This is a genomic window from Anaerotignum lactatifermentans (assembly GCF_014982935.1).
Lineage (GTDB): Bacteria > Bacillota > Clostridia > Lachnospirales > Anaerotignaceae > Anaerotignum > Anaerotignum lactatifermentans.
In genome coordinates this window covers 16905-29902 of record NZ_JADCKK010000013.1, presented here as the reverse complement: position 1 = coordinate 29902, position 12998 = coordinate 16905, and the positions used below count along the sequence as shown (strand labels likewise).

10 protein-coding genes and 2 pseudogenes are annotated in these 12998 nt (G+C 57.6%); all 12 read right to left on the bottom strand.

Annotated elements, in window-relative coordinates; translation table 11 throughout:
* Positions 1-229: 229 nt before the first annotated feature.
* The 12 genes and pseudogenes from INF29_RS15490 to INF29_RS05000 all read right to left on the bottom strand — a co-directional run bounded on the left by INF29_RS15490 (position 230) and on the right by INF29_RS05000 (position 12996).
* The gene (locus tag INF29_RS15490; RefSeq protein WP_432062306.1) at positions 230-808 is read right to left on the bottom strand and encodes a DUF3846 domain-containing protein; all 579 of its coding nucleotides are present in this window, start codon (positions 806-808) and stop codon (positions 230-232) included.
* A 45-nt stretch (positions 809-853) separates the two neighbouring features.
* A pseudogene (locus tag INF29_RS15485) lies at positions 854-1039 on the bottom strand (hypothetical protein); the annotation flags it as partial.
* Positions 1040-1528: 489 nt separating this feature from the next.
* Positions 1529-2083 (bottom strand): annotated as a pseudogene (locus tag INF29_RS15480) (antirestriction protein ArdA); the annotation flags it as partial.
* Between the two features lie 12 nt (positions 2084-2095).
* Complete coding sequence (locus INF29_RS05040; protein WP_173827680.1) at positions 2096-2632, bottom strand: hypothetical protein; 537 nt, start codon at positions 2630-2632, stop codon at positions 2096-2098.
* Complete coding sequence (locus tag INF29_RS05035; RefSeq protein ID WP_118550713.1) at positions 2619-4718, bottom strand: type IA DNA topoisomerase; 2100 nt, start codon at positions 4716-4718, stop codon at positions 2619-2621. Before INF29_RS05035 ends, INF29_RS05040 begins: the two co-directional genes overlap by 14 nt.
* Positions 4715-5884, bottom strand: coding sequence for a CD1107 family mobile element protein (locus INF29_RS15475; RefSeq protein ID WP_193485028.1), 1170 nt, complete (start codon positions 5882-5884; stop codon positions 4715-4717). Before INF29_RS15475 ends, INF29_RS05035 begins: the two co-directional genes overlap by 4 nt.
* Positions 5874-6155, bottom strand: a complete 282-nt coding sequence (locus tag INF29_RS05025) for a DUF4315 family protein (protein WP_193485026.1) — start codon at positions 6153-6155, stop codon at positions 5874-5876. The genes INF29_RS15475 and INF29_RS05025 overlap by 11 nt, the downstream gene beginning before the upstream one ends.
* Entirely contained in the window at positions 6142-6900 is a 759-nt protein-coding gene (locus tag INF29_RS05020; RefSeq protein WP_243184097.1) for an adenine nucleotide alpha hydrolase family protein, read from the bottom strand. Before INF29_RS05020 ends, INF29_RS05025 begins: the two co-directional genes overlap by 14 nt.
* 202 nt (positions 6901-7102) lie before the next feature.
* Positions 7103-8893 (bottom strand): reverse transcriptase domain-containing protein, encoded by a 1791-nt coding sequence (locus INF29_RS05015; RefSeq protein WP_193485024.1) that lies wholly within the window; start codon positions 8891-8893, stop codon positions 7103-7105.
* A gap of 591 nt (positions 8894-9484) precedes the next feature.
* Positions 9485-11356, bottom strand: coding sequence for a C40 family peptidase (locus tag INF29_RS05010; RefSeq protein WP_193485022.1), 1872 nt, complete (start codon positions 11354-11356; stop codon positions 9485-9487).
* Positions 11357-12373, bottom strand: a complete 1017-nt coding sequence (locus tag INF29_RS05005) for a DNA cytosine methyltransferase (RefSeq protein ID WP_193485020.1) — start codon at positions 12371-12373, stop codon at positions 11357-11359.
* Positions 12361-12996 carry a hypothetical protein gene (locus tag INF29_RS05000; RefSeq protein WP_193485018.1) on the bottom strand — a complete coding sequence of 212 codons (636 nt, stop codon included), beginning with the start codon at positions 12994-12996 and terminating at the stop codon, positions 12361-12363. Before INF29_RS05000 ends, INF29_RS05005 begins: the two co-directional genes overlap by 13 nt.
* Positions 12997-12998 lie beyond the last annotated feature (2 nt).

Here is a 12998-nt window from a genome sequence, read left to right as displayed (position 1 = left end):
ATAAAGGCTACTCCCGGAAAAGCCGCCACAAGCGATTTTTCGCCCCATTTTCAACCTCTATCGCCGCACTTTTTTGAGCGTGCGGACTGGTAATGGGGACAGGCGATGAGGACAGCCCGGAAGCTCTGCTTGCAGGGGTGGGCGCAGCCCTTGCAGACCTTGTTGTACTTGCGGCGGCCGTTCTCCCCCAGGAAGAAAGCCCATTCCAGCCGCCACTTCTTGCTCCGGCTCATAGGTCGTGCTCCGGGGGCTTCTTCTGGTGGGCTTTGTCCGGGGGCTTGCGTTCGCCGCACTCCTTTTTCGCCGCCTCCAGCCGTTCCCGGATGGAGGGCTTTTTCTCCGGGGAGGTCCGGCGCACCTCACCCTTCGCCGCCTCCAGCTCCTCGCCCTTGCGGCCGTTGTTGATGACCCCATCAATCATCCCGTAGTCGTCCTCCACGGTCATCTCTGCGGTGCGAAGGGGGTTCTCCGGTTCCACCGGCAGGGCGATGATCTGCCCGTTCAGGTTAATAAATTGCTCCGGTTGCTTGAAGTGTTCCATATACTTCTGCGCCAGCTCCGGGGGCAGCGAGGTGAAGTCCTCCTCACCCAGGCCCACCACCAGGAAGGTGCCGGCCATGATGTCATAGAGGTTTCCATCCTCATCCCGCAGGCCCCGGTTCAGCTCCAGGCCGATCAGCTTGCCCTCATCGTTGCAGACCAGCCCCACCGGGTCAGAGAAGGGATAGGAGGCGGCAATGTCGCCGCCCACCTCCGCTTGCAGCGAATGGAGGCCAAGGTCGATCTCCTTCAGGTAGGGTTCCTTCATCGGCTCTACCACAAGGACCATCATTTTCTCCGGGGCGGCGTGCTCCTGGGCCTCCTCATTGCGGATAGCGAAAGAGCGGGAGCCGTTGCCCATGATGAGATACTTCCCATCGTCAGACTGGTGGTGGAAGCCATACCCGGCCGCCTCCATCTGTTCCCGGCTCATATCCGTCACATAGAAGGTGCCCCTGGGGGTCCGCACTGTTTCGCCGGTCTCCCGGTCATCCGGGGAGGGTGCCGTGGCCTGCCCGGCCAGCTCCGCCTCATAGTCCCGGCCCGCCTGCTCCGCAAAGGCCAGCATCTCGTCCACATGGGACTTGTCCGGGTCCTCCAGTGCCGCTTTGATTACAGCCGGATCAAAGTCAAGAAATTCCTCATACCCGGTGGCGTCCTTGAACTTCTCGATTTCGGAAGGCAGATAGTCCTCCTGGGTCTGCCCCAGGGCGGCCAGCTTCTCATCCAGGGCGGAAATGCGGCCGGCCATCAGGTTTTCGTAAATTTCCTCCCTCGCCGCATGTTCCTCCGGGTGCTCGGCGGCGTACTGCGGGTCGTGCTGGCGAAAAAACTCGTCCATATCGTAGGCAATGTCCATTGCCCATTCCGAAATTTCTTCTTCGGGAATATCGTCCTGGAAGGTCATCACCCGGTATTCCTCCGGGATACTGCCGTGTTCGCCATCGTAATATTCATGGAAGGTGTCCCCGGTATCCCGCACATAGCCGAAGTCGGTAAATTCGCCGCCCTCCTCCAGGGCGACGTCCCGGCCGTAGGCCTCATAGTCGATGTAGTTCCGCAGGTGCTCCGGCACCTGCATGGCGTCCAGCTCCTCAATGTAATACCGGCCCAGGTCGTCATGGTCGCGGATGTCGGGGTACACATCGTAGCAGTCCAGGTTCTCGGTCAGGTTGATGATCTCCTGCAAACTGCCGGAATGGTCGCCGATCTCCATAGCCGCCTGGAACTGCTCGTACTCGCCCTGGCTCATCTCGTCCAGCTTGGAGGCCAGGTAGTTGAGCTCGTCCAGGTTCTCATACTCGCCCAGCTTGTCATAGAGGCCGTCCACATAGCAGTCATAGTCGGTGATGAACCACTCCTCATAGGGCTGCCCGAAGTCGTCCTTGGAGCCAATGCCGATCCGCTCAAACACCTTTTGCAGCTCCTCCGCCGTGGTGGGGAACTTCACCCATTCACCCACCAGGGAGCCCTCGTTGTACTTGCCCAAGTTGGTGATGAAGGCGGCGAAGGGATAATCCTTGTCATATTCATAATGGGGCATATACGCACCTCCTTACAATTCCGGCTCGGACTTCCCCTTGTGGGGCGCCGGCGCCTTGTTTTTTCCCATGCACTCCTGCTTGCTCTGCTCCAGCCGTTCCTTGATGGAGGGTTTCCGGTCCGTCTGCTTCTCCTGGGGGCGGTCATGCTGCCACTCGTCCCCGGACAGCGTTAAATAGCCCCTGCTGGTAAAACAGCCCTGTTCCTCCTGCATGGCGTATTTGCCAAAAGGAACGGGATCAATGGCCTTCAGCAACTCATCCGGGAAAACTATATCTGTATGCTCAAACAGATAGCGCCATCCCAGCGTATCCAGTTTATTGACACGGGACTCCAGGATGAAATACTCGGTATTGGCGGGGAACTCCCGAAATTGCTCCAGCGTGGTCAGACGATAGGGAGACTCCTGCACAGCGGCCAGAAGGTTCCGGTCCTCCTGAGAAAGGGTGGTCAAAGCCCGAAGTGCCGCCTCCTGCTCCGCAATGCTCCCCTCCTGGGGGAGCATTGCTTTCAGATCATTCAGGGAAATATCAGATTTACTTTTTGCCATTCACGCCCTCCTTCCGTTTGGGGAACTCCAGCTTGAAGCGGACATACTTCCCGCCGGTATCATCCAGCACCACCACCGCGTCATAGGAGGCGCCCTTCTTTTCAGACCACATCCCCTTGACGGAGGTGCGGCCCTTTTTCAGCAGGTCGCCGGCCATTTTCTTGGTCAGTTCCTTTTTGCGGGAGGTCCAGAAGCGGTCATCCTTCCACAGCACAAACTGGCAGGAGCGGTCGGAGCAGTAAAAATTCTTCTTGCCCTCATACACCGGCTTGCCGCAGCGGGGACAGAGGCCCACGGTCTCACGCTCCGGGGCAAACAGCTTTTGCCCCTCCTCGGAAATGTGGGAGTAATTTTTCACAAGCTCCCGCGTCATTTCAGAAATCCCATCCATGAACGAAGCGGGGTCCGCCTCGCCTCTGGCAATGCCGGTCAGCTTCTGTTCCCACTCCGCCGTGAGCATGGGAGAGGTCAGCGTATCCGGCAGGACAGTGACCAGGTTGATCCCCGCCTTGGTGGGGATGAGGCTTTTTCCCTTGCGTTCCACAAAACCGGCCGCCACCAGCTTTTCCAGGATCGCCGCCCTGGTGGCCGGGGTGCCCAGGCCCTTACGCTCGGCATCCTCCGGCATATCGTCTTTTCCGGCAGTCTCCATCGCCGCCAGGAGGGTGTCCTCCGTGTAGGCCTTGGGCGGGGCGGTGAAGTGTTCGGTGACAGCGGCCTTCACCCGGTTAAAAAGTTGACCTTCGGTGAAGTCCGGCAGGGCGGCGGGTTCCGCCTCGTCCTCCGGCTCCTCTTTCAGGGAAGCGCGGAAAATGCGGTCAATGTCCTTCCACCCCAGGGACAGCACATGGCGGCCCTTGGCGGTGAAGGTCTGCCCGCCGCAGGTAAAGGTCGCCGTGACAGTCTCGTACACAAAGGGCTCCGCAACCACGCACAGCAGCTCCCGGCACACCAGCAGAAGGATATTGCGCTCGCCCACGGGCAGAGCGGACAAGTCAGCCTTCTCCAGCTCCAGGGTGGGGATGATGGCGTGGTGGTCGGATACCTTCCCATCGTTCACCAGCAGGGTCACATCCGGGAAGAACTCGGCGCATCCATCAAAGGGCGGCACCTTGGCCGCCAGGTGGAGGACCGCCGAAGCGGTCTCCGCCATATCAGCGGTCAAATACCGGCTGTCCGTCCGGGGATAGGTCAGTAGCTTCTTCTCATAGAGGGATTGCGCGTAGTCCAGCGTCTGTTTTGCCGTGTAGCCGAACACCCGGTTTGCCTCCCGCTGCAAAGTGGTCAGGTCGTAGAGTTTGGGCGGCGCCTCTTTCTTCTGTTCACGGGTGACAGAGGTGCAGACCGCCGGACCAGCGGCACAGGCCGCCCGCAGGGTCTCCGCCTCCTCCGGGGAGGTGATCCGCTCGCTGACCGCCTCGGCCCCGTCCAGGACCAGGCGCACATGGTGGTATTTCTCCTTCTTGAAGCTGGTGATCTTCCAGTCCCGGTCCACCAGTATGGCAAGGGTGGGCGTCTGCACCCGCCCCACATTCAGGGTGCGGTGGTAGAGAACAGAAAAAAGTCTTGTGGCATTGATCCCGATGAGCCAGTCCGCTTTCTGGCGGCAGAGGGCGGACTGATACAGCGGGTCATACTCCGCACCGGGGCGCAGGTCGGCAAAGCCCTCCCGAATGGCCGCGTCCTCCATGGAAGAGATCCACAGCCGGGAGAAGGGTTTGGTACAGCCCGCCATCTCATAGACCAGCCGGAAAATGAGCTCACCCTCCCTCCCGGCGTCGCAGGCATTGACCAGTTCGGTGACATCCTCCCGGTCCATGAGCCGCTTCAAGTTCTGGAAGGCGTCCGCCTTGTCCTTCACCAGCACATAACGGAAGGGCTCCGGCAAAATGGGAAGGTCATCATACCGCCATTTCTTGTAGCCAGGGTCATACCCCGCCGCGTCCATCGGGGACACCAGATGGCCCACGCACCAGGAAACAATGAGCCCGTTCCCCTCAAAACAGCCGTCGGCCCTGGATGTGACACCCAGGGCCGACGCGATGGATTTTGCAACACTCGGTTTCTCGCAGATCACCAGCTTCATTTCGTATCCTCCGTTTCTTCCTCCTGTTCAGGTTCGTCCTCGTTGATATACTCCTCCTCATCCGCAAAATCATAGTCGTCCGGGTCTGCGCTGGCCTTGGACGCCTGCTTGGGACGGATGAACTTGATGTAGGCGAAGGCTCCGCCGCCGCCCAGCACCACCAGCACCAGGACCAGCGCCAGGGCGCCCATGCCCCCGGACTTCTCCTCCTCCGGCTCCGGTTCGGGTTCCGGCTCCGGCTCCGCGCCGGCGCACTCGGCCATATTCACCGCGCACACCTCGCAGGAAGTGTTCACCGCCCCGGCCTGGCACTTCTCGGTACAGGTGCAGACCGCGGGTTCCTCCTCCTGGGTCTCCCCATCCTCCATTAAGGCCATCAGATCGGCTTCATCCACCTGATTGAGGAAGTGAACAGTCTGCGCTCCTTCATCATCCCGATCAACGATGAGGTAAAACACATTTCCGCTTTTTGTCTCCACCGTGATGAACTGTTTGCCGGAGGCGGTTCCGCCGATGTCATCCACAAGGGAGAGGTTCCCGTCCGGGGTCAGGGCAGCGCCTGTCCCATCCGACAGGCCGGAAGTGAACAGCTCCAGGAGCGAGGAAAGCTCCGCCCCATCCAGGGAGAGGGAGAAGGTGCCCGTGTCCGTGATGGTCAGGTAATCGGAATGGACATAGCCCTCGCGCTCCGGCAGAAGCACCTTGACCCATTCGTCCTCGGTGCCGATGACTTCCACCTGCGCCCCGTTGGGAAGCTGGGTAAATGCGTCGTTTTCCAGCCCCGCGCCAGTGCGGACATTCAGGTTTCCCCCGCAGGTGGTCACAGTCCCGATCTGCTGGGTCTCCAATCCCTCCGCATCAGGGGTAAACTGGATACCCTCCTCGGTGACCGTGACGGTCCCCAGACCGCCGAGCAGTTCGGCAAGCTGATCCAGAGTATCAGCGCCGGCCTGCGTATCATTGTTGCCAGCAGTATCTTCATCATCGGTCACAGTGACCTCCGGGGACTCGGCATCCCCCGTGGGAGCGGCCTCTGTCCCGGCAGTTTCGGTGTAGTAGGGTTCGCCATCCCCGCCGCCGGCAAAGGCAGGGACAGCAAAGGCCGTGGCACAGAGCGCCACGGCCAGGGCCGCCGTAAACAGGCGGATGATCTTCTTATTCTTCATACTTGGTGTCCTCCATGTCATTCTCGCCAGGGTCCGCCGCGGCCTCCGCCTCCATCATGCCCTCCGGCAGGGTGATGAGGCCGCTGGCGTAAGCCTTCAGGAAGGCCGTCAGCTCCCGGTTGTCCATCTTTACCGCCTTGACCATGCGGACGATCTCCAGGTTCTCCTCCTCCACAAGCTGCGCCTCCAGAGAGCGGAGGCGCTTCTGCTGTTCGGAGATCTTCTCCTTGGTCTTTTCGATGTCTCGGCGGATTTTCTCAACAGTTGCCATGTGTGCAATTCTCCTTTCCAAACCGTTCTTTCCAAGAGTAGTTGCGGCCCAGGCCCTGGACCGTTTTCAAATTGGGGCGGGCGTTGTCCTCCAGCGCGATGGCCCGCCGGAACAGGTCCGGGTGGTGGTCACGCAGATAGATGATCTCCTCCGCCCTCATGCTGGGGCAGAAGAAACAAGAGGACTTGCCCGGCTGGGGCAGCCCCGCATCATCAATGGCTCGCTGGCAAGCCGCCCGGTCCCATCTCCATTCCATCAGGGGATACCACTTGCTGTACTTGGGGTCGGCCAGATCCCCCAGCAGCACCTTGTCGCTGCGGTAGCCTTCGCCGGCGTCGTAGCCGATGAACTTGACCACCCGTTTGCCCGCCGCCCACACCTTCCGGCAGGGCGGATAATGGTTGCAGAACTTTTCCTGCGGCCCGATTTTGTGTTTCAGGGAACACCGCTTGAAGCCATAGGCCATAGAAGGCAGGGTGCCGCTCTGCAAACACTCCTGTTCCAAGGTCAGCCGCTTTCCGTCCCGCGTGGTCTTATACACTCTGGTAATGGGCGGCATCCCGTGGTCCTTCAGCCAGCGGTCCATGATGTCCAGGTAGGCATAGGTGTGGGGATGCTCCGCCCCGGTATCCGCAAAGAGGATCAGGTCTACCGGGATACGGTGCTGGTGCAGGCCGACTAAAAGGGCGGTGCTGTTGACACCGCCCCCATAGGAAACCATATTGATGTGTGTTTCACCTCCCATCAGTTGTACGGCGGCCGGCCGTAGGCATAAAAGTGAGACTGCCAGTAATTTGTATTCAAATTGGTGTAGGAAATCGGGTAGAGTAGGAAAGCGCCGCCTTGCCGCATTTCTGCGGCAGGCCTGCGCAGACCCCTCCCAGAACCGTGCTTGCACCTCTCAATGCACACGGCTCGCCATCTTTGCTCCATTACAAAAATAACTTTTAGAAACCATGATGTATTTTCTGGTGGCAGTCATGGCAGACCGCCAGTGTTTTGCGCCGTTTCGCTATCATCACTTGCTCCCAGGCTTCTTTTCCTTTCAGATTTTTCACCTTGTTCACATGATGGATTTCCAGTTTTACGTCTGTTCTGCCACATAGTTCGCATACTCTGGCCTTTAGACGGTCATCTATCGTAGTGCGTCCTTTGGCTACAATCGTAATGACTTTCGGTTCAATGTCCTCACACTTTTTACCGTCAATCTCGTTAAACTTCGTGAGTCGGCGGATTTTCTTTCCGGCTTTTGTTTCGTAGGGGATACCCCAACGCTTTTCACCAACACGGTACTTGTCATAAATTTTGGACAGTTTACAACGGTGCTTGCCGGACAGTGTTTTCAGACAGCTGTATTCCATGAGATAGCTGAAATAGTTCAGGCTTCGGTAGTTGCTGGCGAGGTGATAGTAGTTGCAGATTCCCCGCAGTTCCGCGTCAAATACCGTCACAATCTCTAAATCTGTGTGGCGCAATAAAGAAAGTCTGCTGGTTGGCTCCAGCTTTCCGTTATCGGCTCTCTGTTTTACAATGCCTTTTGAGAGCAGAAACTTTTCAATCTTATCTTGAAGCGGGATAAGTAGCTCCACGGTGTTATTCATCGTGCGCTGTTTGCATTTCTTCCACGGCTTTATCTGCTGGTCACGGCGTACCCGCACATCATAACCGAGAAATCTCGCAGGCGTGTTGCTATGGGTAATCAGCGTTTTTTCCTGGCTTAACTCCATTTTCAGAGTGTTCTGGATAAACTCCGTGAGTTTTACTTTTATCCATTCGCAATCCTGCTTGCTCCCGTTGACGGCAATCAGAAAATCATCCGCATAGCGAACATATTTAAGCTTTTTATCATCACACAACTTTGCTGGCGTTTTATACAATTCGCTAGTTAGCTTTTTGTACTCCGCAATCAGCAAGTCACGTTCCAGGCCAGCTTCACGTCGGTCTATTTTTCTCCTTAAATTTGCCCGCTTTCGCTCAATCGCATGGTATGCCGGAGTGGTTCTGTACGGCGTCCTAACGTCAAACTCCTTTTTCAATTCCTCAATGTAGCTGTCCAGCTCATTCAGATAGATGTTCGCAAGGATTGGCGAAATAATGCCGCCCTGCGGACAGCCGCTGTAAGTACCGTAGTATTTCCAGTCCTCCATGTAGCCCGACTTTAAGAACAGCCGTATGAGTTTCAGAAATCTGGCGTCTTTGATTTTCCTGCCGATAACAGCAATCAGCACCGTATGGTCGATGTTGTCGAAACAGCCTTTTATATCGCCCTCAACGAACCAGCTTGCACCGATAAACTCATGCTTGAGCTGGGCCAGTGCCGTGTGACAGCTTCTGCCGGGGCGAAATCCGTGAGAGTAATTCGAGAAAACAGGTTCATAGACCGCTTCCAAAATCATTCGCATGACTTCCTGAATCAACTTGTCCGTGAAAGTAGGCAGACCTAATGGGCGCATTTTTCCATTCGATTTCTGGATATAGCTGCGTCGGACAGGTTTCGGGCGGTATGTCTCCGTTCTCAATGCTTCAATAATACGCTCCACATACTCCTCGCTGAATCCGTCCGCCGTATCTTCATCCACGCCTTTTGTCCCAGCCCCTTCATTGGAGTAGAGGTGCTGGTAAGCAATAGAGTAAATATCTGGCCGGAGCAGGTAGCGATAAAGCCTTGTGAATACTTCATCATGGTGTTTCTTTGAGTTTTCTTGTAACTTAGTTAAAATCTCCATTGTTGGTTTCAATGAGGTTTTCCTCCCTAATCAATTTCTGATTTTAATACGCTCAGACTGCTTCCCTTCGCCATGTGAGCGGCTTTCCCGCATCCGATTTACGGCTTTCCCTGTCAATTCAGGGTTCTCAGACTACTATGGAAGCTCCGTTGCCATGCCAGATTTTCAGTGTCTGCCACATAGCCCTTATGGGCGCTCTGGTTTAGGCAATCTCCAGTTAACGGAAGTAGTAGGTAAGTGTGAATTGTCGGATATGCTTTCGTTCCGTTGACACCGGTTCTCCGGCGCGCCGTGCATTTCTTTGATAACCTACCGGAAGGCAACCCTTTCCGGTATTCTGATCACAGGTCAGAAGGCTCCCCTTTCTGGCCCTGTTTGCACCATAGGTTTCAGGCAAATTTCCTATGCCCACACTGAACAGGGGCTGGGAACTCACAAGATTCAAGCCCAGATTTATCCTCATATTCACTTATCCTCGCAGTTCAGTCGCACCCGATTGCCTTTAGGTGACTTACCGCTTTCCTAACGTGCTATTGTCCCGTGCCAGCTTTCGCCTTTCGGTTAGTCAGGTGGATTCCCGCGTTATCTTACGGGGTAGTACCTTCAAGCTGCCCTCCTTTCGTCTACTTCTACTTCCGTCCTATCTGGACGCACGTCTCCGCAATGCAGCATCATTCCATCGCCCACATAAATACCCACATGGGAGATACCGCTGGTGTCATAGGTGCCCACGAAGAACACCAGATCACCGGGCTGGGGGTCGGATACCGGCGTGGAGATATTGTAGAGCCCCTGGGCGCCCAGCCGCCCGGTATTGCACAGGCCGGTGCTGGTCAGCACATAGCTGACGAAGCCGGAACAGTCAAACGATGTCTCCGGGCTGCTCCCGCCCCACACATAGGGGTATCCCAGGTATTTCTCCGCCTCGGTGATGAGGGTGGCAAACCGTTCATCCGTCAGGTACTCGGCGGGGATGTCCCAGGCCGTAGGAGGGTTCTCGATGTACTTGCCCACATACCCGGAGGACGGGAACAGATCCGGCCGGTTGCCCAGGGTGGACATATACACGGCATACATGGAAAGCTGATCCTCGCCCATGATGTAGACCGGCACATGAGAGAGGTCAAAGTTTTCCAGCGTGACGGTGCAGATATACCAGGTGTAGGGAACCTCTACCTCGTACTCGTTGCCCTCGCTGTCCGTCCTCGTTTCTGTCCGATACCTTGTTTCGGTGGTCACGGTCTCGGTGAGGATGTACTGCTTGTCAAAGAGCATTTCCAGATCCCCTTGCACCTCGTCCAGGGTGAACACCCCCTCGTGAAGCGCCGACAGGATGGACAGCAGCACATAGGGGTCATGCTCGATCTCGTCCAGGTCAAAGTGATATTCGTCGTAGTCGTGGGTGGCCTCGTAGGTGTCCAGATATTCTTGCAGCTCCGCCTCCATCTCGCAGTAGGCGGCCTCGGCCCCGGTCAGGTCTGAGTCCTCCGAAAGATAGGAGGAGGCCACCAGGCCGGAAGTCCCGCCCCCGAACATGGAGGTGCAGGACTGCATCAGCCCCATGATGAGCATGAGGATCAGCCCAATCCCGCCCACAATGAGAAGGGTGTGTTTGTTCTTCGTCACAAGGCCGCCCAGCTTCTGGGCGATGGTCCCGCCGCCTTTCTTCGCTGCGGAAGCGGCGGTCTGGGATGCCTTTCCCGCAGCCTGGGCCGCGCCGGTCCCTGCCCGATGTGCGGCAGCATACTGTTTTTGCAGTCGCTTTTTCTGCCAAAGGCGGGAGATGGGGTTACTGGACGCAAGCTGGGGATTTTCCATGACGGACTTCCGCCAGTAGAAATTGGTATTGGCTTTCACCGCTGCCTGCTCTGCCTGTTTCACATCCCGCCAGGGTTTCAGTTTCCGGTCCGCACGCGCCTGATGGAAACGCCGATTGCCATAGCCCACAGCCTTCTCAATCTGCCGTTCTCCCAGGTGGCCGGCCTGAACGCCGGAGTTATCGCCCTCCACCTTGCTCACTTCACCGTGGAGGGTGGACCGTATTTCCTGGACCGGCCGGGACAATGGGTTGCCATGTTCCTTGCCGGGAGGGTTTACGGGGACAGCAGCTTTCGCCGCGTCCAGCCGATCCGCCGCCTTGTCCGACTTACGGATGGCCTTTTTCAGTTCCGGCGCCGCCTGGTCTGTCTCGGAAAACTGCAAACGGGAGGAAGGGCGGTCCCTGGCTGCCTCACCCTCCCGAAAGGTGTCTCGCCGCTTTCGCCGCGCCTTTTTCGCCTGTCGGCGTTCCCGGTGTCCCACCACCTCGTCCGCCGCCCGGATCAATGCCCCCGCCGTTTCATCAGCAGAAGAATAATCCTGCTCCGAGGGACGGTCTGAAATATGGGTGGCCTCGCCAGTCACCAGGTTCACCGAGATGGCTCCATCACGGGTCATCTTCTGCGCCTCCTTTTCGGAGGCTTTCCATTCCTGCATTTATCCGTCACCTCCTCCATAGGGGCAGATGCCGGCGCACGCCCCGGTCTCTATCAGGGAAATGTAGTGAAAAATGGGATAGGCCTGGGGCGGGCAGACCGCGTTCCCCAGGGTTTTCAGCCGCAGCGCCCGATCCTTCGTATCCTCGGTTATGCGGGGGACGCCCTCCGGCTCGCTGGCCCAGAGGATACGTCCGTCCATCCCTGCGGGAAGCCCATGAGCCATTCCACCCAATCGGGGTTCAGCGCCGCCTTCTCCGACAGGGGCTGCTCCTGGTGGATCACCTGGGCCGACAGGTTGGAGGATGGGGATTTGCCCCGGAAGGCCGCCGGTTTCAGGGTGGAGCGGTAGCCCTCCGACGCCGCCGGCGTCAGGTAGAATACCGCCGCCGACAGGGACAGGCTCCAGATCGTCCCGTCCTTGTTCCGCTTGCGGAAGATCCCGTTGTCCGACAGGAACACATCCAGGTTGGCAGCGTCCCGGCAGGTGGATTTGTCGGAGGCAAGGGGCGTGGGAAACATCAGCCGCGACGATAAAAGTTCGCTGGCGCTCATGCCATGCGCCGACGCCGCAAGCCGGAAATACGAATGGGAGAACAGCGTATCCCGCTTTTGCCAGGTCAAAAATCGTTTTGTCGAGCCCCATATTGATGAAGCCAGCAACATTTTCCCCAAGCACCCAACGGGGCCGCAGTTCGGCAATAACGCGGCACATTTCCGGCCACAGGTAGCGTTCATCCGCAAAGCCCCGCCGCTTTCCTGCGGTGGAGAAGGGCTGACAGGGGAATCCGCCGGAAATGATGGTGACTGTTTCAAGTCCTGTTTTCTCAAAAAACGCCTCCTTCGTGAATGTGGTGATGTCTCGGAACTTCGGCACATCCGGCCAGTGCCGCTCCAGGATAGAATAGGGGTAGTCCGCCCATTCACATTGGCAGACGGTCTCGAATCCGGCTGCCTCTGCCGCCAGGTCCAGACCGCCGATGCCGGAGAACAGGCTTACATGGGTCAGTCGCTCCATACCTCATCCCCTTCAAGGCCGTCATCCTGAGGTTCGTCCTCCACTTCCTCCAGGGGGATCAAGTTGTGGCGCTTGATGATGGCCTCCTCCAGGGTATCATGCGCGATGCCGCTGCTCTCCGGGAGCCCCAGGCTGCGGTAGATCCGCTTCATCTCTTTCTCATAATTGCCGGCCCGCTTTTTCAAGCGGAGAAAGTCCTTCTCCGTCTCCGCCTCGGACAGGCGGCGGGCCAGCGAATAGTAGAGGACGATCAGGTGGTGGATGTCGCCCACCAGCATACGGAAGCCATAGCCGGGGATGATGTACTCATCCTTATACTTTTTGGGCTTCGGCTCCTCCTCCGGGACCACCTCCACCTCGTCCAGTTCCTTGTCCATGAGCCCCTTCAAATCCTTGGGGTCGCCGAATACCAGGTAGCGGCCGGGGATGCCCCAGCTCTGGAATTTCTCCTCGGCGATCTCGCCGTAGCGCTTCGCCGCGTCCAGCACATGGAACACGTCCTCCTCGTCCTTGATCCGGCCAGCCAGAAAAGCGAGCTGGTGGAGAAGCCCATACAGGTGGACCTCATCGTTGATGTGGGAGAGATAGGTCTTACCGTTGATGACATACAGTTTGTTTTTCATAT

Excerpts from the sequence above, each read along its gene's own strand:
- INF29_RS05035 (WP_118550713.1), bottom strand. The coding sequence starts at position 4,718 with ATGAAGCTGGTGATCTGCGAGAAACCGAGTGTTGCAAAATCCATCGCG.
- INF29_RS05000 (WP_193485018.1), bottom strand. The coding sequence starts at position 12,996 with ATGAAAAACAAACTGTATGTCATCAACGGTAAGACCTATCTCTCCCAC.
- INF29_RS05025 (WP_193485026.1), bottom strand. The coding sequence starts at position 6,155 with ATGGCAACTGTTGAGAAAATCCGCCGAGACATCGAAAAGACCAAGGAG.
- INF29_RS15475 (WP_193485028.1), bottom strand. The coding sequence starts at position 5,884 with ATGAAGAATAAGAAGATCATCCGCCTGTTTACGGCGGCCCTGGCCGTG.
- INF29_RS05010 (WP_193485022.1), bottom strand. The coding sequence starts at position 11,356 with ATGCAGGAATGGAAAGCCTCCGAAAAGGAGGCGCAGAAGATGACCCGT.
- INF29_RS05005 (WP_193485020.1), bottom strand. The coding sequence starts at position 12,373 with ATGGAGCGACTGACCCATGTAAGCCTGTTCTCCGGCATCGGCGGTCTG.
- INF29_RS05040 (WP_173827680.1), bottom strand. The coding sequence starts at position 2,632 with ATGGCAAAAAGTAAATCTGATATTTCCCTGAATGATCTGAAAGCAATG.
- INF29_RS15490 (WP_432062306.1), bottom strand. The coding sequence starts at position 808 with ATGAAGGAACCCTACCTGAAGGAGATCGACCTTGGCCTCCATTCGCTG.
- INF29_RS05020 (WP_243184097.1), bottom strand. The coding sequence starts at position 6,900 with ATGGGAGGTGAAACACACATCAATATGGTTTCCTATGGGGGCGGTGTC.